Annotated in this window: 14 protein-coding genes; 2 read left to right on the forward strand and 12 right to left on the reverse strand. The window is 39.7% G+C overall.

Annotated features, from left to right (window positions below):
- Window positions 1-1,881, reverse strand: a 1,881-nt coding sequence (locus BUA88_RS10370; protein ID WP_143151426.1) for an Ig-like domain-containing protein, incomplete at its 3' end; no start/stop codon positions are given.
- 158 nt (window positions 1,882-2,039) lie between these two features.
- Here BUA88_RS10370 and BUA88_RS16350 point away from each other — a divergent pair.
- A complete protein-coding gene (locus BUA88_RS16350) occupies window positions 2,040-2,216 on the forward strand; it encodes a YlcI/YnfO family protein (protein WP_200798863.1) in 177 nt (58 codons plus the stop codon).
- A 56-nt stretch (window positions 2,217-2,272) separates the two neighbouring features.
- Here the strand turns inward: BUA88_RS16350 and BUA88_RS10375 are convergent, their stop codons facing one another.
- Both BUA88_RS10375 and BUA88_RS10380 read right to left on the reverse strand, forming a co-directional pair.
- Window positions 2,273-3,700 carry an NCS2 family permease gene (locus tag BUA88_RS10375; RefSeq protein ID WP_072917398.1) on the reverse strand — a complete coding sequence of 476 codons (1,428 nt, stop codon included), beginning with the start codon at window positions 3,698-3,700 and terminating at the stop codon, window positions 2,273-2,275.
- A 138-nt stretch (window positions 3,701-3,838) separates the two neighbouring features.
- Complete coding sequence (locus BUA88_RS10380; RefSeq protein ID WP_072917403.1) at window positions 3,839-5,431, reverse strand: CTP synthase; 1,593 nt, start codon at window positions 5,429-5,431, stop codon at window positions 3,839-3,841.
- Between the two features lie 482 nt (window positions 5,432-5,913).
- Here BUA88_RS10380 and BUA88_RS10385 point away from each other — a divergent pair, with 482 nt between their 5' ends.
- Window positions 5,914-10,164, forward strand: coding sequence for a 2-hydroxyacyl-CoA dehydratase (locus BUA88_RS10385; RefSeq protein WP_072917644.1), 4,251 nt, complete (start codon window positions 5,914-5,916; stop codon window positions 10,162-10,164).
- 188 nt (window positions 10,165-10,352) lie between these two features.
- On the opposite strand, the gene BUA88_RS10390 is transcribed toward BUA88_RS10385, so the two are convergent.
- From BUA88_RS10390 to BUA88_RS10430, 9 genes are all read right to left on the reverse strand, one after another.
- Window positions 10,353-11,975 (reverse strand): glycoside hydrolase family 13 protein, encoded by a 1,623-nt coding sequence (locus BUA88_RS10390; protein ID WP_072917406.1) that lies wholly within the window; start codon window positions 11,973-11,975, stop codon window positions 10,353-10,355.
- Window positions 11,976-12,208: 233 nt separating this feature from the next.
- A complete protein-coding gene (gene htpG, locus BUA88_RS10395; protein WP_072917410.1) occupies window positions 12,209-14,290 on the reverse strand; it encodes a molecular chaperone HtpG in 2,082 nt (693 codons plus the stop codon).
- Between the two features lie 305 nt (window positions 14,291-14,595).
- Window positions 14,596-15,033 (reverse strand): DUF6465 family protein, encoded by a 438-nt coding sequence (locus BUA88_RS10400; RefSeq protein WP_072917413.1) that lies wholly within the window; start codon window positions 15,031-15,033, stop codon window positions 14,596-14,598.
- A 162-nt stretch (window positions 15,034-15,195) separates the two neighbouring features.
- A complete protein-coding gene (locus BUA88_RS10405) occupies window positions 15,196-16,182 on the reverse strand; it encodes a peptidylprolyl isomerase (protein WP_072917416.1) in 987 nt (328 codons plus the stop codon).
- Window positions 16,183-16,184: 2 nt separating this feature from the next.
- Window positions 16,185-16,439 carry a glyoxalase gene (locus tag BUA88_RS10410; protein ID WP_072917419.1) on the reverse strand — a complete coding sequence of 85 codons (255 nt, stop codon included), beginning with the start codon at window positions 16,437-16,439 and terminating at the stop codon, window positions 16,185-16,187.
- Entirely contained in the window at window positions 16,424-20,041 is a 3,618-nt protein-coding gene (gene addA, locus BUA88_RS10415) for a helicase-exonuclease AddAB subunit AddA (RefSeq protein ID WP_072917422.1), read from the reverse strand. Before addA ends, BUA88_RS10410 begins: the two co-directional genes overlap by 16 nt.
- Window positions 20,042-20,047: 6 nt before the next feature.
- Complete coding sequence (locus BUA88_RS10420; protein WP_072917425.1) at window positions 20,048-23,488, reverse strand: PD-(D/E)XK nuclease family protein; 3,441 nt, start codon at window positions 23,486-23,488, stop codon at window positions 20,048-20,050.
- A gap of 141 nt (window positions 23,489-23,629) precedes the next feature.
- Complete coding sequence (locus BUA88_RS10425; protein ID WP_072917428.1) at window positions 23,630-25,177, reverse strand: amidohydrolase; 1,548 nt, start codon at window positions 25,175-25,177, stop codon at window positions 23,630-23,632.
- Between the two features lie 39 nt (window positions 25,178-25,216).
- Window positions 25,217-26,458 (reverse strand): 6-phosphofructokinase, encoded by a 1,242-nt coding sequence (locus tag BUA88_RS10430; RefSeq protein WP_072917432.1) that lies wholly within the window; start codon window positions 26,456-26,458, stop codon window positions 25,217-25,219.
- Window positions 26,459-26,536: the final 78 nt, after the last annotated feature.

A 26,536-nucleotide genomic window follows, 5' to 3' on the forward strand; every position in this document is an offset into this window, starting at 1 on the left:
ATACCACTGATATGTCACACCCTCTGAAGGACTAGCTGTAGCTGTAAAAACATTTCCTTCTACTCCAATTGCCAATGATGTAAAATCTTCTGGTGGTTCTGCTGCTGTACTTGCAATGTCTGTAGTAGATACGTCTGAAATATTTACTGCTGCATCCTCAACTACTACATATGCCTTATATGCTGTGTCAGCTGTTAAACCTGTGATTGATACACTATTTGCACTTGCTGTAGCAGCGGCTGTTCCTTTCGCTACTGCATCTCCCTGAGCCTTTATTGTAGCTGCATTAGGTGCTTCTGCAGCAGCTGCTAATACGAGGTAATAGTATGTACCTGCCTCACTTGATGTAAATGCAAGTGTTGCGGTTTCTGCTGCTGTTCTTGTTGCAGATACTAAACTAAGTGTTGGTGCTGTCTCGTCTGCTGTTACTGTTACTTCACATTCAGCTTCAAAATCTCCATCTTCAGTTGTAACTGTAATTGTTGCTGTACCTGCAGCTACACCTGTTACAACACCATCTTCAACTGTTGCCACATCTTCATTATCTGAAGACCATGTAACATTCTTATTTGTTGCATCGACTGGAGCTACAGTAGCTTCCAATGTCTCTGTTGTTCCCTCAACAATAGATGTTGTTGACTTATTTAAAGTAACACCTGTTACTGCTACTGGATCTGCAATTGTAAATGTAATATTATCACTTACTTCGCTTCCATCTTTTGCTGTTGCAGTAATTGTTACCTCAGTTGCTGTTTCATCTGCTTCTACAGATACAAGACCAGTAGCACTCACTGTTACTGTTTCAACATCTGATGACCACTCTACCTCTTTGTTTGTAGCGTTTTCTGGAGTAACTTCTACTGTAAGCTGTAATGTCTGTCCCTTAGTGATTGATGTTGCATCCCCTGCTGCTGTTACTGTTATGTTCTCTACAGCTACAGGCTCTTCTGGCTCAGATGGCTCTGTTACTGTTACAGTACATGTAGCTGTCTTGCCACCATCTGCTGTAACTGTAATTGTAGCTGTTCCTGCTGCTACACCTGTTACTTTACCTTCAGCAACAGTAGCAACTGCAGTATCAGATGAACTCCAAGTAACCTTCTTTACGCTTGCATTTTCTGGCTTAACAGTTGCCTTCAACGCAAGTTCTTCACCAACTTCTATAGATGCTGTAATCTTGTCTAATGTTACACCCGTAACAGCCACATTTGCTGCTGGCTCGCTAGGTGTTTCTTCCTTATTATCCTCTGGCTTTGTAGCATTCTGCTTTGTAGAAGCTGAGCCGCCACCGCCTGAGCTTGAGCTAGAGCTGCCTGATGAAGCAACAGGAGCTGCTGCCATAGCTGCGGCTGGATCTGTGATGCCCTTAGCCTCTGCAGCCTTGATTGCTGCTGGTGTAAGAACTACAGTAGGATCTGCTACAGAAGTTACTGTAATACCTGCATCTGCAGCTGCCTTTAAAGTAGTGATAGGACGATCTTCCTTAGAACCAACTGCTGCGTAGTGAATGTAGTACTTTACGATATCCGCACCAAATTTACCCTTAAGGTCTGGATAAGCACTAGCATAAGCACTTACGTTGAAGTTAGCACTTAAAGAACGTCCTTCATAGATTCCGAACTTAGCGAAATGATTGAATAGGGCTTCTCTGCTATCTCCAAACTTTGCAACAACGTCTGGATTCATCTTCTTGTAATATTCATAATCGAATATGCTCCTAAGAAGAGCTGCCTCAGAAGATGAGGTGTTTCCATAGGTTACGGCGGCAGCTGTTTTCGCCATAGTAATCTCTGCTGCCTGTACAGGCATACTACAGAATACTGTAGCTGCAGCGACTACGAGAGAGAGCGAAAAAGTTGCCAAAAACTTTCTGTTCTTCATGTAAAAGTCCCCTTTCTACAATTTTTCGGGTTAAACCCGTGTCTGTTAAGTATTGTAACTCTATGCATTGCTATTTGCAATGCAATTGCCATGCAATTTGCTTTGTTTCATAATTTTTTCACACAATTAACATAAATGTATGAAGAAAGGAGAACTATATGGCATTTATACTAAAATCAGACAGAAAAGAAACTGAAAACAAAACGGTGAGATTTCCACTAGATTTGATACACAGAATCGAAGAAGCAATCACTGGTAAAGACGTGACTTTCTCAGGATTTGTAATACAAGCGTGTGAATTTGCTTTAGAAAATATGGAAAAAGATAAAAAATAAAAGCGTATTGCGAAATGCAATACGCTTTTTTATTCCCCTCAACGGGAAGCCTCATTTTATACTGCTAAGAAGAACTTGATAAGGAAGAGAACTGAGATTACATATGTAAGACCAGAAACTTCCTTTGCCTTGCCTGTAAATACCTTAATGATTGTGTAAGAAATCATAGCAAGACCAATACCGTGTCCGATTGAACCTGAGATTGGCATACCAATAAGCATGATTGTTACAGGAACACAAACTGAAAGATCATCAAAGTTAACCTTCTTAAGACCTGTCATCATAAGTACACCAACATAGATAAGAGCTGCTGATGTAGCTGCTGCTGGAATGATTGCAGCAATTGGTGCAAGGAAAATGCAAAGAAGGAATGCGATACCACATGTAAGTGCTGTAAGACCTGTGCGTCCGCCTGCCTCTACACCTGAAGCTGACTCGATGAATGTAGTAACTGTAGATGTACCTGTGCATGAACCAACGATTGTACCAACTGAATCAGAAAGAAGTGCTTCCTTCATGTTTGGCATATTTCCCTCGCGGTCAACCATTCCTGCACGTGAAGCTGTACCTACGAGTGTTCCGATTGTATCGAACATATCAATGATACAGAATGTGATAACAAGTGTTACTGCTGTGAACCAACCCATCTGAGCAAGTCCAGCAAAGTTGAACTTGAAGAGTGTTGTTGAAGCCATATCACCAAATGCTGGAACGAATGAAGCTGTTGCAAGTGAAGCAAATGGGTTGCTTCCAAGGAATACTGCATCGCATACCCAGTAAAGAACTGAAGCTGCGAGCATACCAATAATAACTGCGCCCTTTACACCCTTAGATGCAAGAACAACGATTACAAAAAGACCAACGAACATTGTGATTGCTGAAAGAACCATTACTGGATAAGCATCTGTCATTACGTCTCTAGCATGTGAAGCTGTAAGAGCTCCAAAGAAATCCTTCATTACGAAGAACTGATTGAAATTTGAATCAGCAATGTAAACGTTAGAACCAAAACCAATGTTAAGAAGCATAAGACCAATAGCTGGTGAGATACCAAGTCTGATGCCAAGTGGAATTGCATCAACGATCTTTTCACGAACATTAAGAAGTGAAAGGATAAGGAATACAACACCTTCGATAAGGATGATGCAAAGCATTGACTGGAAGGACTGTACATAGCCCATTCCTGTTGTAGCAACAAGCTGACCAATAACGATTGCCATGAATGAGTTGAGACCCATACCTGGAGCAAGACAGAATGGCTTGTTTGCAAGGAATGCCATTACAAACATAGCAACTGCAGATGAAAGACATGTAGCAAGGAATACACCATTCCAAAGCTCTGCGCCACCTGCTCCGTAGTTTGTAAGGATGTTTGGATTCAAGGCAATGATGTAAGCCATTGTCATGAATGTAGTAAGACCGGCAAGAATCTCAGTCTTTACTGTAGTGTTGTTAGCACTAAGTTTGAATCTTTTCTCTAACATATTTTTTCTCCTTATTATTAAAAAATATTTAATAACTATTTAATTAACACCTCATCCACCGCTAACGCGGTCCCCCTTCCCTTCGCCAGGGTGGCAGATGATGCTTAAAAGCATCATCTCAGCCCCTCAAGGGGAAGGCTATTTGATAGAGGCTTTTACAAATGCTGCGAATAATGGATGTGGCTTGTTTGGACGGCTCTTGAATTCTGGATGGAACTGAACACCAACGTGGAACTTGTTTGTAGAAACCTCTACTGCCTCTACTACTTCATCGTTAGGTGATGTACCAGAAATTGTAAGTCCCTTTGAAGTCATTACATCTCTATATGAATTGTTAAACTCGAATCTATGTCTGTGACGCTCAGAAATATTATCCTGACCATATGCCTCATGAAGCTTTGTGTCTGGACGAACTGCACATGGGTAAGCACCAAGTCTCATTGTACCGCCTTTACGAAGTACAGCCATCTGCTCTTCCATAAGGTCGATTACGCAGTTCTTTCCTGTGCTGTTGAACTCTCTAGAATTAGCATCCTCAAGTCCACATACGTTTCTAGCAAACTCGATAGCAGCAACCTGCATACCAAGACAAATTCCAAGATAAGGAATATCGTTCTCACGTGCAAACTGGCAAGCAATAATCTTACCTTCGATACCTCTGTCACCAAAACCACCTGGAACTAAGATACCGTCACAAGCTCCAAGCTTCTCCTTAACATTCTTCTTTGTGATTTCCTCTGAATCAACCCACTCAACCTCAACGTGTGCGTTGTTTGCATATCCACCATGATAAAGAGCTTCTCTAACAGAAAGATAAGCATCGTGAAGAGCAACATACTTTCCAACGATTGCAATCTTTGTAGTCTTCTTAAGACCCTTGATTGTCTTAACCATGTCTTCCCATTCCTGAATCTTTGGCTCGCGATTCTCGAGGCCAAGCTCACGACAAACGACATCATCAAGACCATACTTATGCATCATAAGTGGTGCTTCATATAAGCAATCAAGTGTATCATTCTCAATTACGCAGTCCTTCTTAACATTACAGAAAAGAGAAATCTTATCCTTAATAGACTGCTCAAGTGGATGATCAACACGGCAAACAATAATGTTTGGAGCGATACCAAGTGACTGAAGCTCCTTAACAGAGTGCTGTGTTGGCTTAGATTTATGCTCCTCTGAGCCTGAAAGCCATGGAACTAAAGTAACATGGATGAATAAGCAGTTCTCACGACCCTTCTCAAGTGAAACCTGACGGATTGCCTCAAGGAATGGCTGTGACTCGATATCACCAGTTGTACCACCAATCTCTGTGATGAGTACGTCGCAATCAGATGTCTCTGCACCCATGTAGATAAATCTCTTGATTTCTTCTGTGATGTGAGGAATTACCTGAACAGTCTGTCCAAGGTACTCTCCCTTTCTCTCACGATTAAGGACATTCCAGTAAACTCTACCAGAAGTAAGATTAGAATATTTGTTTAGACTCTCGTCAATGAAACGCTCATAGTGACCAAGATCAAGGTCTGTCTCTGCTCCATCATCTGTAACGAAAACCTCACCATGCTGATAAGGGCTCATGGTACCTGGGTCTACGTTCATGTAAGGATCAAGCTTCTGTGAAGCTACCTTATAACCCCTCATTTTAAGTAGACGTCCTAAAGACGCTGCTGTAATACCTTTTCCTAAACCTGATACTACACCACCAGTAACAAATACGTGTTTTGTCATCATATACTCCTTTATTATTTATTTACTACTCTGCCTTTTTTTCTTTTCCAAATAGAAAAGGAGTCGAAAGTTACACCCTTATGTAATAAGGTGCTTTCAACTCCTAAATATTCAAATATGATTCCCAACTATTGCACAATGGTATAGCTGCCACATATTTCCTCCTGAAAATAAAAAAAAGCGTTTTTTTTTACGAGAAATTTCTTCCTCATAAAAATGTACGCCCTGTACTTTGAAAGTGTACAACAATGAATGCATTTTGTAAAGAGGAAAATTGAACACCTCATCAGTCACCTTCGGTGACAGCTTGTCTCGCCTCCCGGCTCGGTCGTTGCTAAACAGGCTCCACTGGAGCCTAGCAACCCTCAAGGGGAAGCCTTTGAAACAATTTTTATGTTTTGTTTATTGTATATTTTTGCATCTACATTTATAATAGCTGAGGTTAGAATTTATACATATAATAAGAAAGAACAATAATGATTATGAAAAACAAACAGTTTAAACTCGGCATCGACATCGGCTCTACTACAGTAAAAATTGCCGTGTTAGATGAAGAAAACAATCTTTTATTTTCGGATTATCAGAGGCATTTCGCTAATATTCAGCAGACTCTTACCGATTTATTAACACAAGCCAAGTCAATGCTTGGAAAGATCGAGGTCAGACCTATGATTACAGGTTCCGGCGGACTCACTCTTGCAAAGCATCTTGGTGTTGAATTTGTACAGGAAGTAATTGCTGTTTCCACATCTCTTACTCACTATGCTCCACAGACAGATGTAGCTATCGAGCTTGGTGGCGAGGATGCAAAAATCATTTATTTTGAAAATGGAAATGTTGAACAGCGTATGAATGGTATCTGTGCTGGTGGTACAGGTTCTTTTATCGACCAGATGGCTTCACTTTTACAGACAGATGCTCCTGGTCTTAATACATATGCAAAGGATTATAAAGCTATCTATCCTATCGCTGCACGCTGTGGTGTATTTGCCAAGACAGATATTCAGCCTCTTATTAATGAAGGAGCTTCAAAGGAAGATCTTTCAGCTTCTATTTTCCAGGCGGTTGTTAATCAGACTATCTCTGGTCTTGCATGTGGTAAGCCAATCCGCGGACACGTTGCATTCCTTGGTGGTCCTCTTCACTTCCTGGATCAGCTTAAAGAAGCTTTCATTCGTACATTGAAGCTAGATGATGAGCATACAATCGACTTAGATAACTCACATCTTTTTGCTGCTATCGGTTCTGCTCTTAATTCAAAAGAAGAAAATCACGTTCCTATGGATGAGCTCATTGATAAGCTCTCTGAAGGAATTAAGATGGATTTCGAGGTTGCAAGACTTGAACCTCTCTTTGAATCAGAGGAAGATTTCCGTGAGTTCAAGGACAGGCACGCATTAGCAGAAGTAAAGAAGGGTGACCTGGCTAATTATCATGGAAATGTTTACCTTGGTATCGATGCAGGTTCTACTACTACAAAGCTTGCTGTTGTAGGTGATGACGGAACACTTCTTTATTCCTTCTACTCAAGCAACAATGGTAGCCCACTTGCTACATCCCTTAAGGCATTAAAAGAGATTTACTCTATCATGCCTGAGGATACACATATCGTACATTCATGCTCTACCGGTTACGGTGAGGCACTTTTAAAGGCAGCTCTCCAGCTTGATGATGGAGAAGTAGAGACAATCGCTCACTACTATGCTGCAGCATTCTTCAATCCTGAAGTTGACTGTATCCTTGATATCGGTGGTCAGGATATGAAGTGCATCCGCATTAAGAACGGTGTTGTTGATAGCGTTCAGCTTAACGAGGCTTGCTCTTCTGGTTGCGGTTCTTTCATCGAGACTTTTGCTAAGTCACTTGATTTCAGCGTTCAGGATTTTGCAGAAGAAGCTTTATTTGCTCTTAATCCAATCGACCTTGGAACACGTTGTACTGTATTCATGAATTCAAAGGTTAAGCAGGCTCAGAAGGAAGGTGCTTCAGTAGCAGATATTTCTTCAGGTCTTGCTTACTCTGTAATCAAGAATGCATTATTCAAGGTTATTAAGCTTTCAGATGCTTCTGAGCTTGGAAAGAATATCGTTGTTCAGGGTGGTACATTCTACAATGACGCTGTTCTTCGTTCACTTGAGAAAACAGCTGGTGTAAATGTGGTTCGTCCTGATATTGCAGGTATCATGGGCGCCTTTGGTTGTGCTCTTATTGCTAAGGAGCGTTACGAGGAAAATCCTACTACCACTACTCTTGGTATTGATGAGATTAACAATCTTACATTTGATACAAAGCTTACACGTTGTCAGGGTTGTGTAAACCACTGTCTCCTTACAATCAATCGTTTCTCTGGCGGACGTTCATTCATCACAGGAAACAGATGTGAAAAGGGTGCAGGCGGTGTTAAGAATAAAGAAAACATTCCTAACCTTTACGATTACAAATACAACAGATTGTTTGATTACGAGTCACTTTCAGAGGAGGAAGCTACTCGTGGTACAGTTGGTATTCCTAGAGTACTTAACTTATACGAAAATTATCCTTTCTGGGCTACATTCTTCAAGGCTTTGAAATTTAGAGTTGTATTATCACCACGTTCTAACCGTAAGGTTTACGAGCTTGGTATCGAATCAATTCCATCAGAATCAGAGTGCTACCCAGCAAAGCTTGCTCACGGACATGTTCAGTGGCTTATCAACGAGGGAAATGTTGATTTCATTTATTATCCATGTATTCCATATGAAAGAAATGAGTTCCCTGATTCAAATAATCACTACAACTGCCCTATCGTTACTTCTTATGCTGAAAACATTAAAAACAACGTAGATGAGATTACAAGTGGAAAGGTTCGTTTCCTTAATCCATTTATGGCATTTACAAGTGAGGACATTCTTGCTTCTCAGCTTGCAAAGGTATTTAAGGAAGAGTTTGATATTTCTGAGAGCGAGGTTCGTGCTGCTGCTCACGCTGCATGGCTTGAACAGGAGCATTTCAGAAATGATATGTATGCAAAGGGTGCTGAGGTTCTCAAGTATTTAGAGGAAACTGGCAGACACGGTATCGTTCTTGCTGGTCGTCCTTACCACGTAGATCCTGAGATTAACCACGGTATTCCAGAGCTTATTAACAGCTACGGTATTGCAGTTCTTACTGAGGATTCAATTTCAAACCTTGGTGAGGTTGAGCGTCCTCTTATCGTTATGGATCAGTGGATGTTCCACTCACGTATGTATGCCGCAGCAAACTATGTTAAGAAGCATGACAACCTCGATTTGATTCAGCTTAACTCATTTGGTTGTGGTCTTGATGCTGTTACTACAGATCAGGTTTCAGATATCCTTACTCACTCAGGTAAGATTTATACTTGCCTTAAGATTGATGAGGTTAACAACCTTGGTGCTGCACGTATTCGTGTTCGTTCATTACTTGCTGCACTTCGTGTAAAGAAAAAGAAGAAGCAGGAGCGCACAATCGTTCCAGCTAACTATAACCGTGTAATGTTTACAGAGGACATGAAGAAGAATTACACAATTCTTTGTCCACAGATGTCACCTATCCACTTTGATTTGATTGAGCCTGCATTTAATGCTGCCGGCTACAATCTTGTGGTACCAGACATCCCTACACGTACATGCGTAGATGTTGGTCTTAAATATGTAAACAACGATGCATGCTATCCTTCACTTATGGTTATTGGACAGCTCATGGCTGCCATCGACACAGGGGAATTTGATATGAGCCGTACTGCGCTTTTGATATCTCAGACTGGTGGTGGATGTCGTGCTTCAAACTACATCGGATTTATCCGTAGAGCTCTTGCTAAGGCTGGCTACCCAGATGTACCAGTTATCTCACTTAACCTTAGTGGACTTGAGCCAAACCCTGGATTTAAGCTTACACCAAGCCTTATCCAGCATGGACTTTACGCTCTTACATTTGGAGATATTCTTCTTCGTTGTGTTTACAGAGTTCGTCCATACGAAGCAGTTCCTGGTTCTACTAACGAGCTTCACGAGAAGTGGAAAAAGAAAATTGTAGAATTCGTTGGTACTCCAAAGATGCTTTCACATAGAAAGTACAAGAAGATGTGCCGTGAAATGATTCGTGATTTCGATAATCTTCCTATCATTGAAGGACTTGTTAAGCCAAGAGTTGGTATCGTAGGTGAGATTCTTGTTAAGTTCCTTCCAGCAGCAAACAATCATCTTGCTGATTTACTTGAGCAGGAAGGTGCTGAGGCAGTTGTTCCAGATCTTACAGACTTCTTACTCTACTGCTTCTACGATTCAACATTTAAGGCTGATAATCTTGGAGCAAGCAAGATGTCTAAGCACATTGGAAATCTTGGAATTAAATTCTTTGAGTGGCTTAGAAGTGCTGCAAGAGATGAATTTAATAAGTCTAAGAGATTTACAGCTCCAGCTTACATTAAAGATACTGCTGAGCAGGCAAAGGATATTGTATCAATCGGAAATCAGACTGGTGAGGGTTGGTTCCTTACTGGCGAGATGCTTGAGCTCATTGAAAATGGAGCAAGCAATATTGTATGTATCCAGCCTTTCGGATGCTTACCAAACCATGTAGTTGGTAAGGGTGTAATCAAGAGAATTCGACATGAGCATCCAGATGCAAACATTGTAGCCATCGACTACGATCCAGGTGCATCAGAGGTAAACCAGCTCAATAGAATTAAGCTTATGCTTTCTACAGCAAATAAAAACTTAAAAGATGCCTAGATGACTTATCCAAGGTTTACATGCTCCCGCAAGGCATCCTCCATATCAGCACATGGGTCCCCCCGCCGGCGTGGGCCCCACCCATGCACTGTATGGCGCCTCCTTGCTCGCGCTTACCGAGTCATCGAAAGTCATCTATAACATAATTAAAGCCAGCATGTACACGATGTACAGGCTGGCTTTTTTCGTTATATGTTTGATGCGACGATGCGAAACTCGTATGGTTTGAGGTAGAAGTTATCCCGGTCGTATGCGTGATAGTTTCCGAAGATGATGCGGTCGCCATAGAACTCTACATGGCGATTTGATGAAGAGAGATTACAATAAATATAAAGGCGCTCTTCTTTTGCTTCCCTTGTAAATATGTACACGTCGTTTGGTGCTGCAACTCTTCTATAAACGCCCTCTGTTATAGCTTTTGAATTTTTCCTGAATTCTATCATCTGCTTGTAGAAATTCAGGATGCTATACTCATCTTCCTGTTCTGCTTCTACATTAATAAATGATTTATTTTCATTTACTCTTAACCAAGGTGTGCCTGTGGTAAATCCTGCGTTTTCTGAAGAATCCCACTGGATAGGAGTTCTTGCATTATCACGGGATGTTCTTAGGATTAATTTTCTTCGGAGCTTATGGGTTAATAATAATCGCTTCATTGCCTGATTAACATTATAGGATTCGATATCTTTAATATCCCTAAGACCTATAAAGTCTCCGTTAGTCATTCCAATTTCTTCACCTTCATAAATAAAAGGTATTCCTTTTAGGCTGAGGTTCAAGCCACATAAAAGCTTGGCACTCTTCTCCCAATACTCCTTCGTATTTCCGAAATGATTTACAGAACGAATCTGATCATGATTCTCTAAATAGTTTGCTGGAAATTCTAAAGCGTTTTGCCATTTATCTATAATTTTAATAAGCTTATTTGGCTTATACTGTTTTTTGAACCATTTTATTCCACCTCTGCTATCTACATCCATGTGTTCAAAGAAGAATATTGCATCCAGCTCTCCTCTATCTTCATCACATAGAAGTTTAGCTTCATTTGGTGTAACAAATATAGTCTCTCCAACAATAAATGTTTTATATTTTGACCATACATCTTTATTGAATCTCTTTAGCAACTCGTGACAACCTTCTGTGTTAAGATAATGCTCACGACCTGTAAGAATTAATCTTCGTCTGCCATTTTTAATTGAATTCTTATATATGATGTTAATTACATCGCATCTGAATCCAGCAATCCCCTTATCCAGCCAGAAACGCATCACATCTGTAATTTCATCATAAACATCTGGATTCTGCCAGTTTAGATCTGGCTGCTTCTCGCTGAACAGATGCATATAATAATCGCCATTTTCCGTCTTGGTCCAGGTTTTATTTCCAAAGAAGGAACCCCAGTTGTTAGGTGTATCGCTAAAGAAATAATAGTTCCTGTATTTTGGATCTCCTGCCAGGGCATTCTTAAACCATTCGTGCTCATCAGAGGTATGGTTTATGACCAGGTCCATAATTATTTTTATGCCTAGTCTCTTTGCTCGGCTGATTAGTCGCTCCATATCTTCCATTGTTCCAAATTCAGGATTAATGCCCTTGTAATCAGAAATATCGTAGCCATTATCATAGCCTGGGCTTGGATAAACCGGGCTGAGCCATATGACGTCAACTCCCAGATTCTTAAGATAATTAAGTTTAGAAATGATGCCTGGCAAATCGCCTATGCCATCGCCATTGCTATCACAAAATGAGCGCGGATATATCTGATATACAACCGCGTTCTTCCACCATTTTTTTGTACCAGTTGTGGCCATACCGTTCCCCCGTGTGCTCATGCGCAATAAAATACCCTTGCGCTCTCCCCATAGACCTATAATATAGTAATGCACATAGTATTTCAACAATTTCTTCACACAATCATCACATTAGTTAGCAATTATTGCGACAAATCGCATATTTTCATGATAATAGTAAAAAAACGGCAGACTAATCCGTCTGCCGTTATAGATTTATGCAAGTGCACAACCTCTAATTTTTGTAACAATTCTTATTTTGTGAGTAACATCATGATCTTATTTGAACGTGCTACAAACTCAGTCATTGCCTCTGGCGAAAGAGGTGCATTAGCAATCTTAGCAAGATCATAAAGCTGAGCTGCAAATGTTGGAACGTTCTCTGAGTCCTTATTGTTAAGGATGTACTGAACAAGATCATTGTTTGCATTAAGGACAAGTGTCTCTGATGCAGAACCGAACATGTTCATATCCATGCCACCCATAGCGTACATTCTCATCATATCCTGCATACGACGACTCTCTTCTGATACTGTGAGCATAGAAGAAAGATCCTTGTTCTTGAACTTCTCAACCTTAACCTCAAGTCCTTCGTTATTAAGCGCCTTACGGAATACATCTGTAAGAGTCTCTGTCTCTGACTTAAGCTCGTCCTCTGATGTCTCCTCAACCATTGTGTCAGTAACATCAGCATCGATACGACAGAACTTATAGTTCTCATTGCGCTGTTCAAGCTGTGTGATGAATGATGTATCAATAGCGTGGTCAAGGATGACTGCATTCTGTCCCTGCTCCTTGAACATATTTACATACTGAGACTGCTGCTGAAGATCAGTTACATAATAAACTGTCTTTCTAGTATCTTCTGGCTCTTTAGTCTCATCAGCATCTTTGTTTTCTTCTACAACTTCTGCCTCTACAGCCTCGCCGTTTTCATCTGTAGCCTTCTCTTCCTCTTCCTTAACAAGAAGCTCTGGAAGTGTGGTGTATTTATCGTTGATGTCCTTGAATAAGATGTAGTCGTTCATCTTATCACAGAACTTTGTATCCTTTAAGCAACCGAACTTGATGAATGGAGCGATATCGTCCCAATACTTCTCATAAGATTCCTTATCAGTCTTACACATGCCTGTAAGCTTGTCTGCAACCTTCTTTGTAATGTACTCAGAAATCTTTGTAACGAAACCATCATTCTGAAGTGCAGAACGTGATACGTTAAGTGGAAGATCTGGGCAATCGATAACACCCTTAAGAAGCATCAAGAACTCTGGAATAACTTCTTTAATGTTATCTGCGATGAATACCTGGTTATTGTAAAGCTTGATTGTACCTTCAATAGAATCGTACTCTGTATTAATCTTAGGGAAGTATAAAATACCCTTGAGATTGAATGGATAATCCATGTTAAGGTGAATCCAGAAAAGAGGCTCCTTATAATCATGGAATACATCTCGGTAAAATGCCTTGTAATCTTCGTCTGTACACTCTGAAGGAGACTTAGTCCAAAGAGGATGTGTCTCATTAAGAGCAACTGGACGCTTAACAATCTTAAGCTTATCCTTTGCAGGTGAAACCTCTACCTGTTCCTTTTCGCCATTCTCATTTTCTTTTTCTTCGAACTTTGCTTCTTCATGAATTTCTTCAATGACCTTATCAGTATCTCTCTTGTCAGCTGCATCTATAGTTTCATATTCCTCTGGTGCATCCTTCTTTGAAAGATAAATCTCTGTAGGCATGAACGAACAGTACTTTGTGATGACTTCTCTTGCTCTGTATTCGTTTGCGAACTCGAGACAATCTTCATTTAAGAATAATGTGATCTTTGTACCTACCTGATTCCATTCGCCATCGCCCATCTCAAACTCTGTACCACCATCACATTCCCAGTGAACTGGTGTAGCACCTTCTTTGTAAGAAAGTGTATCGATGTGAACCTCATCTGCAACCATGAATGCAGAATAAAAACCAAGACCAAAGTGACCAATAATCTGATCTGAATCTGCCTTATCTTTGTACTTCTCAAGGAAGTCTGTAGCACCTGAAAATGCAATCTGATTAATGTACTCATCTACCTCTTCAGATGTCATTCCAAGTCCGTTATCGATGAATGTAAGTGTCTTGTCCTCAGGGCTAACGATTACCTGAATCTTTGCCTTGTAATCAAGTGGAAGAGAATACTCTCCCATCATGTCTAACTTCTTAAGCTTTGTGATGGCATCACAGCCATTTGAAATAAGCTCTCTATAGAAAATGTCGTGATCAGAATATAACCACTTCTTAATCACTGGAAAAATATTTTCACTTGTAATAGATAAACTACCTTTTTTATTACTCATAATTTCTACTCCTTCTCTCGCTGTTACACTAACAAGCATGATGATTTCTACACTCGGCTGAAGAAAGCCTCGCTTAAGAAATATCATAGCTTGTTAGTTACAGCTATTTTCACTAAAACTTATGATAATACTGCATGTTTACGAAGTCAATAGAAAATTAGCACTCTATAAATAAGAGTGCTAATAATACACCTCATCAGTCACCTTCGGTGACAGCTTCCCCTCAAGGGGAAGCCTATAAAAAAAGAGTCATATCGTATATACGATATGACTCTACGCTACATCATAATAAATAAAACAAAATCTTAAAGCTCTACAGATCCCACACTGTCCTTATTAGCTACGTAATAAATTTTACGCTCTTCAGGTTTAATGTAAATGTTTAACTCTTCAAGAGTCTTACCCTTGTAATCCTTCTTGAACTGAGCCTGTGCTTTCTTTAAGCACTCAGCCTCTGTAAACTCACGATCCTGATACTGAACAACTGCTGTTGTTGTAACTGCTTTTTTCTTTGTTGTAGCTTTCTTAGCTGTTGTCTTTTTAGCAGTTGTTTTCTTAGCTGTTGTTTTCTTTGCAACTGTTTTTTTAGCAGCTATTTTTTTTGTTGCTACTTCTTTCTTAACTTCGTCAACAACTTTCTTTGTAGTCGCTGGTGCACTAGCTACTGCAGACTTAACAGTTGTAGCTGCAGATGCTGCAGACTTCTTTACATCATCAACTGTAACCTTTGCATTTGTTACCATTTTTTCACCCTCCTATTTGAGCAATAAAAGTTTTTGTTTTTTATTTAAATAGTATTATAGTCATTCTTTCTTTTAAATGCTAGTCTATTGTAAAAATTTTCTACCAATTTAACAAATAAAAACAAATTATAAAATGGATTTAATACAAAGTGCACTTATATTTTATAAATACTCACTTAATGTTTTGAAAAAACTTGCACTTGTAAGTTCAGAAACATCATCCGTAAATACGATATTGTTCCAAAGTTCTGTGTTCATATCAGAGAAATTTTTCTCTTCCAAATCTTTTACAATATCAGCCAAAACCTGCTGACGTCTTTTCTCAATTATGACCTCTTTATTTGCCTCTGATAATTCCTCATTATATTTATCCAGACACTGGAAAAAGTAGTATCCATTATCAGCAGCAATAGCTGTAGAAACTTCGTCTGTATCAAGGTTAAAAACCACATCATCAATAGCCTTGGAATACTCTCCTCTTGCGAAAGTAACCTGGTAAGAATCATGCTCTGTATATGTGGATGCAAGTCGCTCAAAAGTGTAGCCGTAATCAATCATGCCCTGGATTTCATTTGCCTTTGCTTCGTCTGAAACAAACAAAACAAATGCTTCCATAACTCGTGCTTCATCTTCAGAAACTTCTTCATCTACAGAATCCATAAGTTCCTTGTAAACCTTTGTTGCAAGAGCATATTTTTTATAGGCGTTTGCTACATCCTTTTTTCTAACTCCGGTAAAAGAACGCTCTGCAGAATTAAGTGAAGAATAATATTCTTTTGCTGCATCTTCACATGCTTTTTCTTCTTTTTCTGTAAGTGTTATTTCTTTCTCTTTTGCATATAAATTTAATACGTATACACGTGTTAAATGTTCGATGGTTAAATCTTTAATTGAACCTGTCATAGTGTCGATATCAAAATCTTCAGTCCAAAGATTTACACCATCAACTGAACCATAAATATTTTTTTCATTTAAAAGATAAAGAAGTGCTTCCTTTTTTGAGCACTTCATATCACCAATTTTAAACACTGTATTTCTTCCACTGGAGGTGTCGAAATACACCGTCTTATCCTGGAATGTGCAGGCAGAAAATGACAAAGAAATAGATGCCACAAGACATGCTGCACAGATTCTTTTTGCTAACTTCATTTTTATCCCTCTACAATAAGATATCTTCCGTCGCCAATGGCAAAAACTTCCTCAGAGGAAAGAATTTCCTCCTCAGACATTCCTGAGATATCCATTGCATCTTCGAGATATTCCATTACTTCTTTTTTATTTTTACATACAGTGGCGCAAACGTCCTCTAGGAACTCGGCTGCCTCCTGCTCATCTTCAGCCACCTTTTCTGGGAAGAGCTTAAGCTGATTGTCAAGGAAAGCCTTGATTGTTAATTTGTCGTACATATCGTAACTCCTTTCTCTAATGCGAAGGAATATAGAAGCATTTCCTTCACAGGGGTGTTGTAAGCTTTTTCGATTGCAGACTTGTATAACTGTAACTGCTTTTCATATCTTAGCACTAATTCATTCTCTTCGGCAACTCTATCTGTCTTATAATCCATAAGAACTATTCCATCATCCTCCTGGAAGAAAACATCAATAATTCCCTGAACTAAAATCAGCTCATCTGACGCATCTAAATCATCAAATAAGTCTCTTCCATTGCTTCCAAAAACAAATGGTTTTTCTTTGAATAATAAGCCCTTTTCTGCCGCACCAGAAATGCGTTTTGCTATGTCATCAGACAGGAATTTTTTGAGCTTATATTTGTTGATTCTCGTCTGCTCATCATCAGAAAGCATATGCACGTCTTTCATGTATTGGAGCTGTTCATCAAATGATTCTCTGAAATCACTTCTTGCAAAATCAAAACATTCCATAAAGCGGTGCATAGCAGTTCCGTAAAGTGCACCTGCAGGAATTTTAGAGTCCGCTTCATCATTTGCAGATTCGTTGATTTCTGCTCTCATAAAGTTTGGAATGTAGCTTTCCTCTTCATTGTGAATGAATGCTGGTGCTGCATCTACATTCTGCTCATAGGCGGATTCCATTGCTGTGTGTTTAATTTCAGAAACAGAATATTTGCTCTTATATTTGCTATCTTCTATAGCGTCATATTTAAATGCTAACGTATTTACAATTTCATTATCTGAAGAAAGCTGTGCTTCATCCACCAATCTCTGGATGGCATTTTTTGCATCCTCACGAAGGACTGCGTTCTTGACCTCATCCACAAATAGCTGACCACATTCCACGACGCTCTTATTATAGGAGACACCTGTAGCATTCAAGCCTCGAATCATAAGCTCGATAGCAGACTGTGCCTTTTCTTTTGTGAGGTAATCAACCACGTTAGATGAAGCCGTAAATCCATTAATAATATCTGCAACGGATTTGTCTTTTGTAGGCTTCATTGTGGCTGTAATAATCAACTTATCTACAGGTCGTGTAAGAGCAACATAATACTTTCTGAAAAACTCACCCTTTGCACTTTCATTAAGCTTTGTTTTTACAATGCTGTAGAAAGGTGTGGTGCAGCTGATTCTTGTGGTTGGATTCTGATAATTCAGAGCCAGACCAAGGCTGTCATCATAGCAGAATTTGCCACCTTCATTTGCCATTCCACGACCACATCCACATACAAAAACAACTGGGAACTCCAATCCCTTGCTCTTATGAATGGTCATTATTTTAACAGCATCATCATTTTCTCCAACAGTTTTTGCAAGGCCTAAATCCTCTTCGTAAGTACGAAGTCCTTCTATGTATTCTACAAAACGAGAAAGGCCTTTGAAGCTGGTGCCTTCAAAGCTGACAGCCTCATCAACAAGCTTTTCCAAATTAGCGTAGGCCATCTTTCCAAGAGGAAGAGCGCGAACATAAAGACCGTAGCCAGTCTCCTCCAAAAGCATTTCGATAACCTCATGAATAGGTGTGTCGATTGCTATATCACGGAAACGATTTAATGTATCCAAAAACTTTGCAATGTCATCTGATGGTTTGTTTTCCTGATATTCAATCAGGCAATTATATAAGAATCCATCAGGCTTTTTGGCACGAATCTGTGCCAGTCTGTTTGATGAAAATCCAAACATAGGTGAGTGTAAAACCGCTGCAAGAGGAATGTCGTTAAATGGATTATCTATGCAGGTAAGCATGGATAAAACAGTCTCTATTTCTTCTCTCTCAAAGAAACCTGTCTCCTCTGCCACATATGCAGGAATTCCTTTTTCTTTTAAAACACTTATAAACTTTTCAGCGTGCCCCTTTACCGCCGACATAAGAATAACTATATCGGAATACTTCATAGAGCGAAGATCTCGCTCATCACCATTTTTGAAGCTGACCTGGAAATTGTCACGCTTAAGTTCTTTAATTCTTTTAGCTACAACAAGAGCCTCCAGCGAATCTGCATCTTCTATGGCAAGCTCTCTCATTGCTTCACTGTCCTGAGATGCTACTATTATTTCAGATTCATAGTTTTTTCCTTCGCCCTTAAAAGTATTATCTCCTACCTTAAGTGCTGCTCGCTCGTCGTAAATTACGCCACCCATATCTGCCTGCATAAGAGGCGCAAAAATCTGGTTGCAAAAATTCAAAACTTCTCCACGGCTTCGGAAGTTGTAATCCAAATCTATTCGAACTGAATCTGCATTTTCATCATCCATTGGATAAGAATAAAGCTTATCGATGAAAAGCTTTGGACTAGCCTGTCTGAATGCATAGATAGACTGTTTTACATCACCTACTGTAAAGTAGTTATTTCCGGATGTGATGGTGGTAAGAATCTGTTCCTGAAGCTCATTAGAGTCCTGATACTCATCTACCATAACTTCCTTAAAATGGTTGGCAAGCTCAATGGCAACAGGGCGAATCTCATGCTCTTTCGAATCCTTATTTCTTAGAATCTCCAATGCCATGTGTTCTATGTCATTGAAGTCATATATATTCTTTTTCTCCTTCATTTTTAGAAGGGTGTCGGTATAATCCTGGGTAAATCTAATCAGGGCTGTAGCTTGCTTTTTAACAAAGGAAATACAGTCGAATAATTCATCGGTATTCATAGCGAAAAAGTCGTTCCCATAATCCTTGATTACGCCCTTATACAATTCCCTGATTTCTTTTATTCGTTCTATGTCATCTGGATTTAAAGGTGACTTTTTTGCATCCCATCTTGCAGGTGAAAAGCCAGCGTACAATCCTACTTTTTCTTTATATGTTTTTGCATTTATTATGGCCTGAATGTAAGAATATTCCTCGGAAATTATGGTTCCGTCTTTGGTAGAATAATCCCCATTATAAAGCATCATTAAAGGTGAAAGACGCTTTAAAAGTTCTGATAAAACAAGGTCAGTTGTCCTGATAATACACTGAATAAATTCGCTTTCCTCAAGCTCATCTTCGGAGTTGATATCGTATATACGAAGTGCATCCTGATACCACTCGTGAGGCCATGGATAACTTGCAGCCTTTGCATGAAGATCGAAAACCATTTTCTTCAATGTATCAGTTCTACGACCTGAAATATAAGCATCTGCAAGGAGTCTAAACTCCTTATCATCAGACTCTAAATACTTGCTAAGCAAATCATCAAAAACCTGGTCAGAAAGCATTTTTAGCTCTCCTGTAGTACCTATTCTAAAGGATGGTTCCTGATCGATTTCGTAGAAATAATTCTTAACAATCCAGCTACAGAAGCTGTCGATTGTTCTGATATGAGCGCTATGAATCAGCGTAGCCTGAGCCTTGATTCGCTTATCAGCCCCCTTTGCAGAAACAGCCTTATCAATGGCCTGACGAATTCTATCCTTCATCTCTGCTGCGGCAGCATTGGTAAAGGTAACGACCAAAATCCTGTCTACATCAATAGGATTTTGCTCATCGAGAATTTCGGATATTATGCGCTGTACAAGTACAAAAGTTTTACCACTACCTGCGGCAGCGCTGACCAACATATTTTTATTTCTGGTATCCCTTACCTTTTCCTGTTCTTTAGTAAGACCCACGTTAATTTACTCCTTTGAATCCATTGATTCCTTCATAAGTTCTATTACATCTTCTTTTTTGCCAAGCTTTTGAAGCTTTTTAGCCTGATAGCCTTCCTCATTCTCATTGAAATGGCATACACTGCTAAAGCTACAGAATCGACATGCATCAATATCACCGAGCTTGGCTGGAGAACAATCAAAATCTCCCTCTATAATGTGCTTGGCAGTTTCAGCTGCAGAATACTTAGCATATTCCAAAACGGTATTTATTCCATCCAGGCTGACAGCATTTGTGTGAGCATCGATATTGCCATCTTTTTTCACACTGTAGGGTACGATAGATGACTTGGATGTCTGTCCATCTTCTGTACCTACTGTGGAGTCGTTGGCATATAAATCCTCCTCTTCTGCTGACAATAAGCCTTCCATTCTGCTGAGCTTTAATCGCTCCTCTTTTGTGCCAGCAAGAGTGCCTGTGCGCTCCACGTATTTGTTAGCCATCTCATAATAAAGCATGGCTGATGGATGCATGGATGCGTTTGGATATTTTTCCTTAAGCTTATCCAAAACAACGCCCATGTATATTGGCAGCTGCATAGAAAGGCCATAGTAACATTCTTCCAAATCCAGCTTATGACCGCTTGATTTGTAATCAATGATTCGAACTGCCATATCATCAGTATCTGTTAAATCTATTCTGTCCACCTTTCCTTTTAAGTTTGCAACAAGCTCGTCACTATCCCTGTCACGAATTTCTGCGGCAATTGTTTTCTCAAAATAGGCTGGCTCAAATTCGCCTCGAGATACCTGAGTGGTGATAACCTCCACTGTGTGTCGCAGTGTATCTCTCATGGATTCTACGATATATTTCTGAGTTGAATCCTCCAGGGTGGAAACCTTAGCCATTGATTCAAAAGTCTGATTGAAGGCCGTATTTAAATATGCCTCCCGCTCATCCTCTGAAACATCCTTCCACTTCTTTCCATCTTTTTTCAGATTGTCAGAATAGTGCTCGATGGCAGCATGGTAAAAGTTTCCCATATCCATGCTGGACAGCTCGAATTTCTCCCTTTCCTGAAGCTTTAGTATGTATGTAAGAAAATATTTATAGGCACATTCGTTGTATAGTTCAAAACGCGAAACTGAACCTGATACAGTCTCATCTGAATTAAATGCCTCGTTAACCGCCAGCATAATGTCCTTTTCAACTGACTCTGGCTGATGCTGATAGAATGCTCCTGAAAGTATGGTATCCAACAGGTCTGCATCTTCAGACTTGGCCCATTCAACAAGATTCTTGAACATCTTTAAATCTTCAGGCGAGATTCCATCGATGCCTTTAACTGAAGCTTGATTGATAAGCTCGATAAGATAATTTACGGCACTCTTTTTTGACAATAGTCTGTCTGATATACTAAATTCCTCAATTTCCTTAAGTGAAACCTGAGGGAACATCTTTGTGATAACCTCTACGAGATATGATGGATTTACTGATTTTCCATCAACATCTACTCGTGGCATTGTAATAAATAGCTGCTGATTTGGCTTTGTGAGCATCAGATATAAATAGAATCGCTGTCTAAATGATTTCTGTCTATCTGAAGGTGCCAGCTCAAAGCCCTGGTCCAGAAGTTGTTCTCTTTCAAGCTGTGAAAGAATACCTCCATTTTCCACCTTTTTGGGAATAGCATCATCAGATGCTCCAAGACAGAAAAGGACTTTGATATTTGAAAGTCTGGTTCGCTCGATATCACCTAAAATCACACTGTCATTTGCAGGTGGAATCACACCTATGGACGCAGCTGAAAGACCCGCCTCATAGATGTCGTGGAACTCATCTAACTTCATTTTTTCCTGGTCTAAGATGTTAACCATCTTATCAAGAATATCCATGATGATTGGATAAATCTGGCTATATTCTTTCGCCTTTACAGCATTATCATTTTCCTGGTAAAGATTTCCTCTCTCTTTGATTTTGTTTTCAACATCAAAATATATAAGGAATTTGTACAGTGCTGTAGCGATGTTTCTTACTGAATCTGTCTTATCTACTGCATTATCAAAATCAATAAATGGCTGAATGAATTTATTTCTGATTTCGTTTATACGAATCAAATCTTCATCCGAATTAAACTGATTAGAACGGATTGCAAACGGATGGAAATACTTCTTTTTTCCACGAATGCCCGTTGCTAAAACATAGTTTTCAAGAAAATCAATCTCATCATTTGTAAGGACTGTTAAATCTGTTCTTAAAAATCTAAACACATCCTCTTTTCTAAAATCATTGTCAAATATATCAAACAAAGAATCGATTGCCTCTGCCATTGGATGGAATAAAATCTCAGTTTTGGCATCAATAAAGTACGGTATCTTGTAGTCTGACCAAATCCCTGGCAAAAGATATCTGTAATTTTCCATGTTAGGTGCCACCACCGCAATATCCTTGTATCGCATTCCGTTACGAACAAGTTTGTTGATGGTGATTGCCACATATTTCAGCTCATCTCGAGGGCTTCTCAGGCTGATAAGCTTAATAGAATCAGCAGCATCCTCTCCCTCAAACTGTATGTCATTTCTAAAAATATTTCTCTCTAAAAACTGAAGTGGTGGGTTTTGTGAAAGCCATCCGTTTTCATCAGATATGAACACCGACTCATTAATCTCTTTGTCGATTCTCTTTGCAATCTGATTAAGCTTAACAGCAAATTCTGATGACATTGCAAAAACATCATCCTCAGATTTCATTTCAAAAAGCGCAGTATTTTCATCAGCGGTAATTGTAACTGCCACCTCATCGCAAATCTGAAGCATGTGCTCTACAAGCTGATATTGGATAGGTGTAAATCCAGTAAAACCATCTAAGACTACGGTAGAACCTGTGACAATCTCTGAGCTGTCTAACATCTCATTTAGAGTAGATAATATGGACTCTGTGGTAACATATTTACCTTCTATGAAATCCAAAAATGCCTGATAAATCACCAGCAAATCTGAAGCTTTTCTTCTGAAGCTTTCAGACATTACAGGAGAATTCATCATATTCAGAAGCTTTTCCGGGGTAATGTTGTACTGCGTCATCTCTGAAATAAGTGATTTAATCTGGGTGATATAGCTTACTCGTGTGATGTTGTTCCTGAGGGCTTTAATATCATCCAGTTTATTGTTTACAAGCTTGCGAATCACAAGAGACTTTCCGGTATCATCCAGAACAGACTGAACCGCTGTACCAAGCTCTTCAAAAACTCTGTACGCCAAACGATTAAATGAAAGAACATCTATGTTCATAATGCATTTGTTTGGATGCATGGAAACAAGAAGTCGCTGAGTAGACATAGTGTACTGCTCAGGGACAATTACAAGATAATTCTTATCCATATTTTCCATGGATTCTTCAATGATTCTGCTGTAAATGTTTGTAGATTTGCCGGAGCCTGAGCTGCCGACAATAAGAGATAACGACATATAATTCTCCTAAACACAAAAGCACCTCGTCACGCTCTCAAGCCTAAGATATTGCTTTCAGTCACTAGATGTTCCTTTCAGCAACACTTAGAGCTTGATAGCTACGGGTGCTCTCTTATTTGTAATTAGTGCGTATTTACGCTATTGTGGAAACATTCCTCGAAGCATGGTGGCCATTGAGCCGGTTCGAGAACGTTTATATGGTTTTCCTTTGAGATAAAGCTCTGAAACATTTATTGTCTTTAGCTCATCCACTGGAATCTCATATGGATTCTTATCGAGAACTGCCAAATCACAGCTCTTACCCATTTCGAGAGTACCTCGTTCCTTCTCATCGAAGCATGAAAGCGCACCATTTATTGTGGCCATTTTCAGTGCCTCGTATACAGAAACAGATTCTTCTGGGTTAGCATTGTTACATGCATCATGAATCCACATAATTGGGTCCGGATCTGAAGCTGGTGCATCTGAATTAAAGCACACCTTTATTCCCATATCCGTAATAGTCTTGAGAGGATTAATTCCCTTTGCTCTATCCTCAGAGATTATTCCATCGACAAATTCCTTCACGCCATCAATATGTGTAAGAAGAGATGGCTGTACAGAAATCATAATGTTGTATTTAGCGCAAATCTTCAATGCCTTTTCTGTAGGCAATGAACCATGCAGGATAATGTGTCTGTGGTCGTAACGAGGATAATCCTCAAGGGCCATAGAAATAGCATTGACAGCCTGTTCAAATGCAGCATCACCAACTGCATGTAAAGCGATTTGATAGCCGCTTCTGTTGGCATGGATGCAGAAATTCTGAACTTCAGCGTCACTAAAATATGAAACACCCTTATTATTAATAGTTACATAGCTGTCGTTTAATGCAGCATCCTTATTGGCGAAGGTTCCGTCAAGATTTCCAAATACAACTCTTGTCATATCCTTCTTTGCAATTTTGTCCACATTAGAACACTGATAAGCAACTCTTACCTGCATTCCGTTATCAAGTCCCTTGGCAACAGAACGTTCCATATCGAAATCGTAATCACGAATGAATCCCATTCCGCTGGCTGAGCAAATCAGACCGATGCCTTTGCTGGCAAGAAAATCCGATGTCTCCACCATAGAATCGATAACCTTTTTAGTGGACATACCATGAGTGATGAATTCACAGGCTGTTAAAAATGCTTCCTGCTTAAGCTCACCGGTATCTTCATTATAACCTCTAAGGTTGGAAACCTTTGATTTGATAGCATCCAGGAACAGGCTGTTAGCCACACCAGAATGAGCATCATGCTTAATAATGAAGGCTGGCTTTTCAGGGCATGCCACATCCATCTGCTCCTTAAGAATAAGGTGGCCCTCGGATACGGCAAACTCAGTGGCGCCAAAACCAACTATTATATTCTCTCTGGTACGGGTTGCATATTCCTTGAGCTGTTCCAAAATCTTAGCATTGGAATCCGTATCATTGATAGGAAACATCTTATGCAAAACGGAAAAACCCGAATAATGCATATGTGTATCAGTGAAAGCCGGAACCAAAACATTGTTACCCAGTTCAATAGGTGGTACAACTTCGTATTGTGTAGGGAGCTTAGTTCCAATGTAGGCTATACGGCCCTCTCGCTCAACTAAATAATTTGCAACGGTATTGTTTTCATCACAAGTTAATATTGTTCCATGAAATACCTGCATTTGTCCCCTCCAAAAACTAATAGAATTTATATCTTTTTATTATTTTTTGCCTGTTGGTCTGTAGATGTGTCTTGGAATACCATCTACCATGATAGGTGAAACATCGCCCTGAATAAGCGGTCTTACATATGTAATAAATGCCTCTGTTACATATGTACCATCATGTGTAATCCAGTTACGAGGTACAAGCTTCTCGTCGTTGGCAATCTTGTGAACATCCTTAACCTCTGTTCCGCACTGGTAAGGATCATCAGAATGACGGATAAGTGTAACCATCTTTCCTGTATCGCCTTCGTCTGCAGCAAGAACAGCTGCACCACCAACCTGATATGCTTCAAGGATATCTACACGAGATGCAAGGTGTGAGCCTGCACGCTGTAATGTAGATAGCTCGATAGCTCTTGTCTTGCAACCAACTTCAGCTGCAATGTAATTGCAAAGATATGCTGCTGTACCTGTAAGCTGTTTATGATTGAATGCATCAACAAACTCTACATTATTTCCGAGCTCACATACATATTTTCCGTCCTTTGTATGGATACCTTCAGAAATACAAATTACGACAGATGACTGTGTCTTTAAAAGCTTGAGAACTCTCTCTTTGAATTTTTCAATATCAAATGGAACCTCTGGCAAATAAATCAAATCTGGGCCTTCACAATCTTCTCCCTTTGCAAGGATGGAAGCACCTGTAAGCCAACCTGCGTTACGTCCCATAATTTCAACGATTGTAACAAGTCCCTTGTCATACTCTAAGCAATAGCTATCACGGATGATTTCCTTGACAGATGTACCGATGTATTTAGCGGCACTACCAAAGCCTGGTGTGTGATCTGTAAGAGCCAAGTCATTATCAATTGTCTTTGGACAACCAATAAACCTGATATCAGAACCTGTAAGAATAGCGTAGTCGGAAAGCTTTTTGATGGTGTCCATGGAATCATTTCCACCAATGTAGATAAGAGCTTCGATTTCCAGCTTCTTAAGAATACCAAAGATTTTCTCGTATGTTGCCATATCCTCGTGGATTTCTGGAAGCTTAAAACGGCAAGAGCCTAAATAAGCTGCTGGTGTACGTTTTAAGAGTTCTACATCCAAATCGTTCTTAATGTAGTCTGAAAGATCGATGTACTGCTCATCCATCAACCCTTTGATACCATGCAGCATGCCATAAACTTTTCCAGCTCCACGGTCCTTAGCTGTTCTGTAAACTCCCGCTAAAGAAGAGTTTATTGCGGCGGTTGGTCCGCCTGATTGTCCCACAATTACGTTTCCAGTCATTACATATTACCTCCCAATCATTTATTGTCAAAAATATTAAGACCGATAATCATATGTCTTCTTCCCAAATCCCCATAA

Origin of the sequence: Pseudobutyrivibrio xylanivorans DSM 14809, from assembly GCF_900141825.1 — a bacterium.
Lineage (GTDB): Bacteria > Bacillota > Clostridia > Lachnospirales > Lachnospiraceae > Pseudobutyrivibrio > Pseudobutyrivibrio xylanivorans.

Coding starts and splice junctions, on each gene's coding strand:
- BUA88_RS10385 (WP_072917644.1), top strand. CDS start 5,914: ATGAAAAACAAACAGTTTAAACTCGGCATCGACATCGGCTCTACTACA.
- BUA88_RS10405 (WP_072917416.1), bottom strand. CDS start 16,182: ATGAAGTTAGCAAAAAGAATCTGTGCAGCATGTCTTGTGGCATCTATT.
- BUA88_RS10390 (WP_072917406.1), bottom strand. CDS start 11,975: ATGGCCACAACTGGTACAAAAAAATGGTGGAAGAACGCGGTTGTATAT.
- BUA88_RS10400 (WP_072917413.1), bottom strand. CDS start 15,033: ATGGTAACAAATGCAAAGGTTACAGTTGATGATGTAAAGAAGTCTGCA.
- BUA88_RS10430 (WP_072917432.1), bottom strand. CDS start 26,458: ATGACTGGAAACGTAATTGTGGGACAATCAGGCGGACCAACCGCCGCA.
- BUA88_RS10425 (WP_072917428.1), bottom strand. CDS start 25,177: ATGCAGGTATTTCATGGAACAATATTAACTTGTGATGAAAACAATACC.
- htpG (WP_072917410.1), bottom strand. CDS start 14,290: ATGAGTAATAAAAAAGGTAGTTTATCTATTACAAGTGAAAATATTTTT.
- BUA88_RS10380 (WP_072917403.1), bottom strand. CDS start 5,431: ATGACAAAACACGTATTTGTTACTGGTGGTGTAGTATCAGGTTTAGGA.
- BUA88_RS16350 (WP_200798863.1), top strand. CDS start 2,040: ATGGCATTTATACTAAAATCAGACAGAAAAGAAACTGAAAACAAAACG.
- BUA88_RS10420 (WP_072917425.1), bottom strand. CDS start 23,488: ATGTCGTTATCTCTTATTGTCGGCAGCTCAGGCTCCGGCAAATCTACA.
- BUA88_RS10410 (WP_072917419.1), bottom strand. CDS start 16,439: ATGTACGACAAATTAACAATCAAGGCTTTCCTTGACAATCAGCTTAAG.
- BUA88_RS10375 (WP_072917398.1), bottom strand. CDS start 3,700: ATGTTAGAGAAAAGATTCAAACTTAGTGCTAACAACACTACAGTAAAG.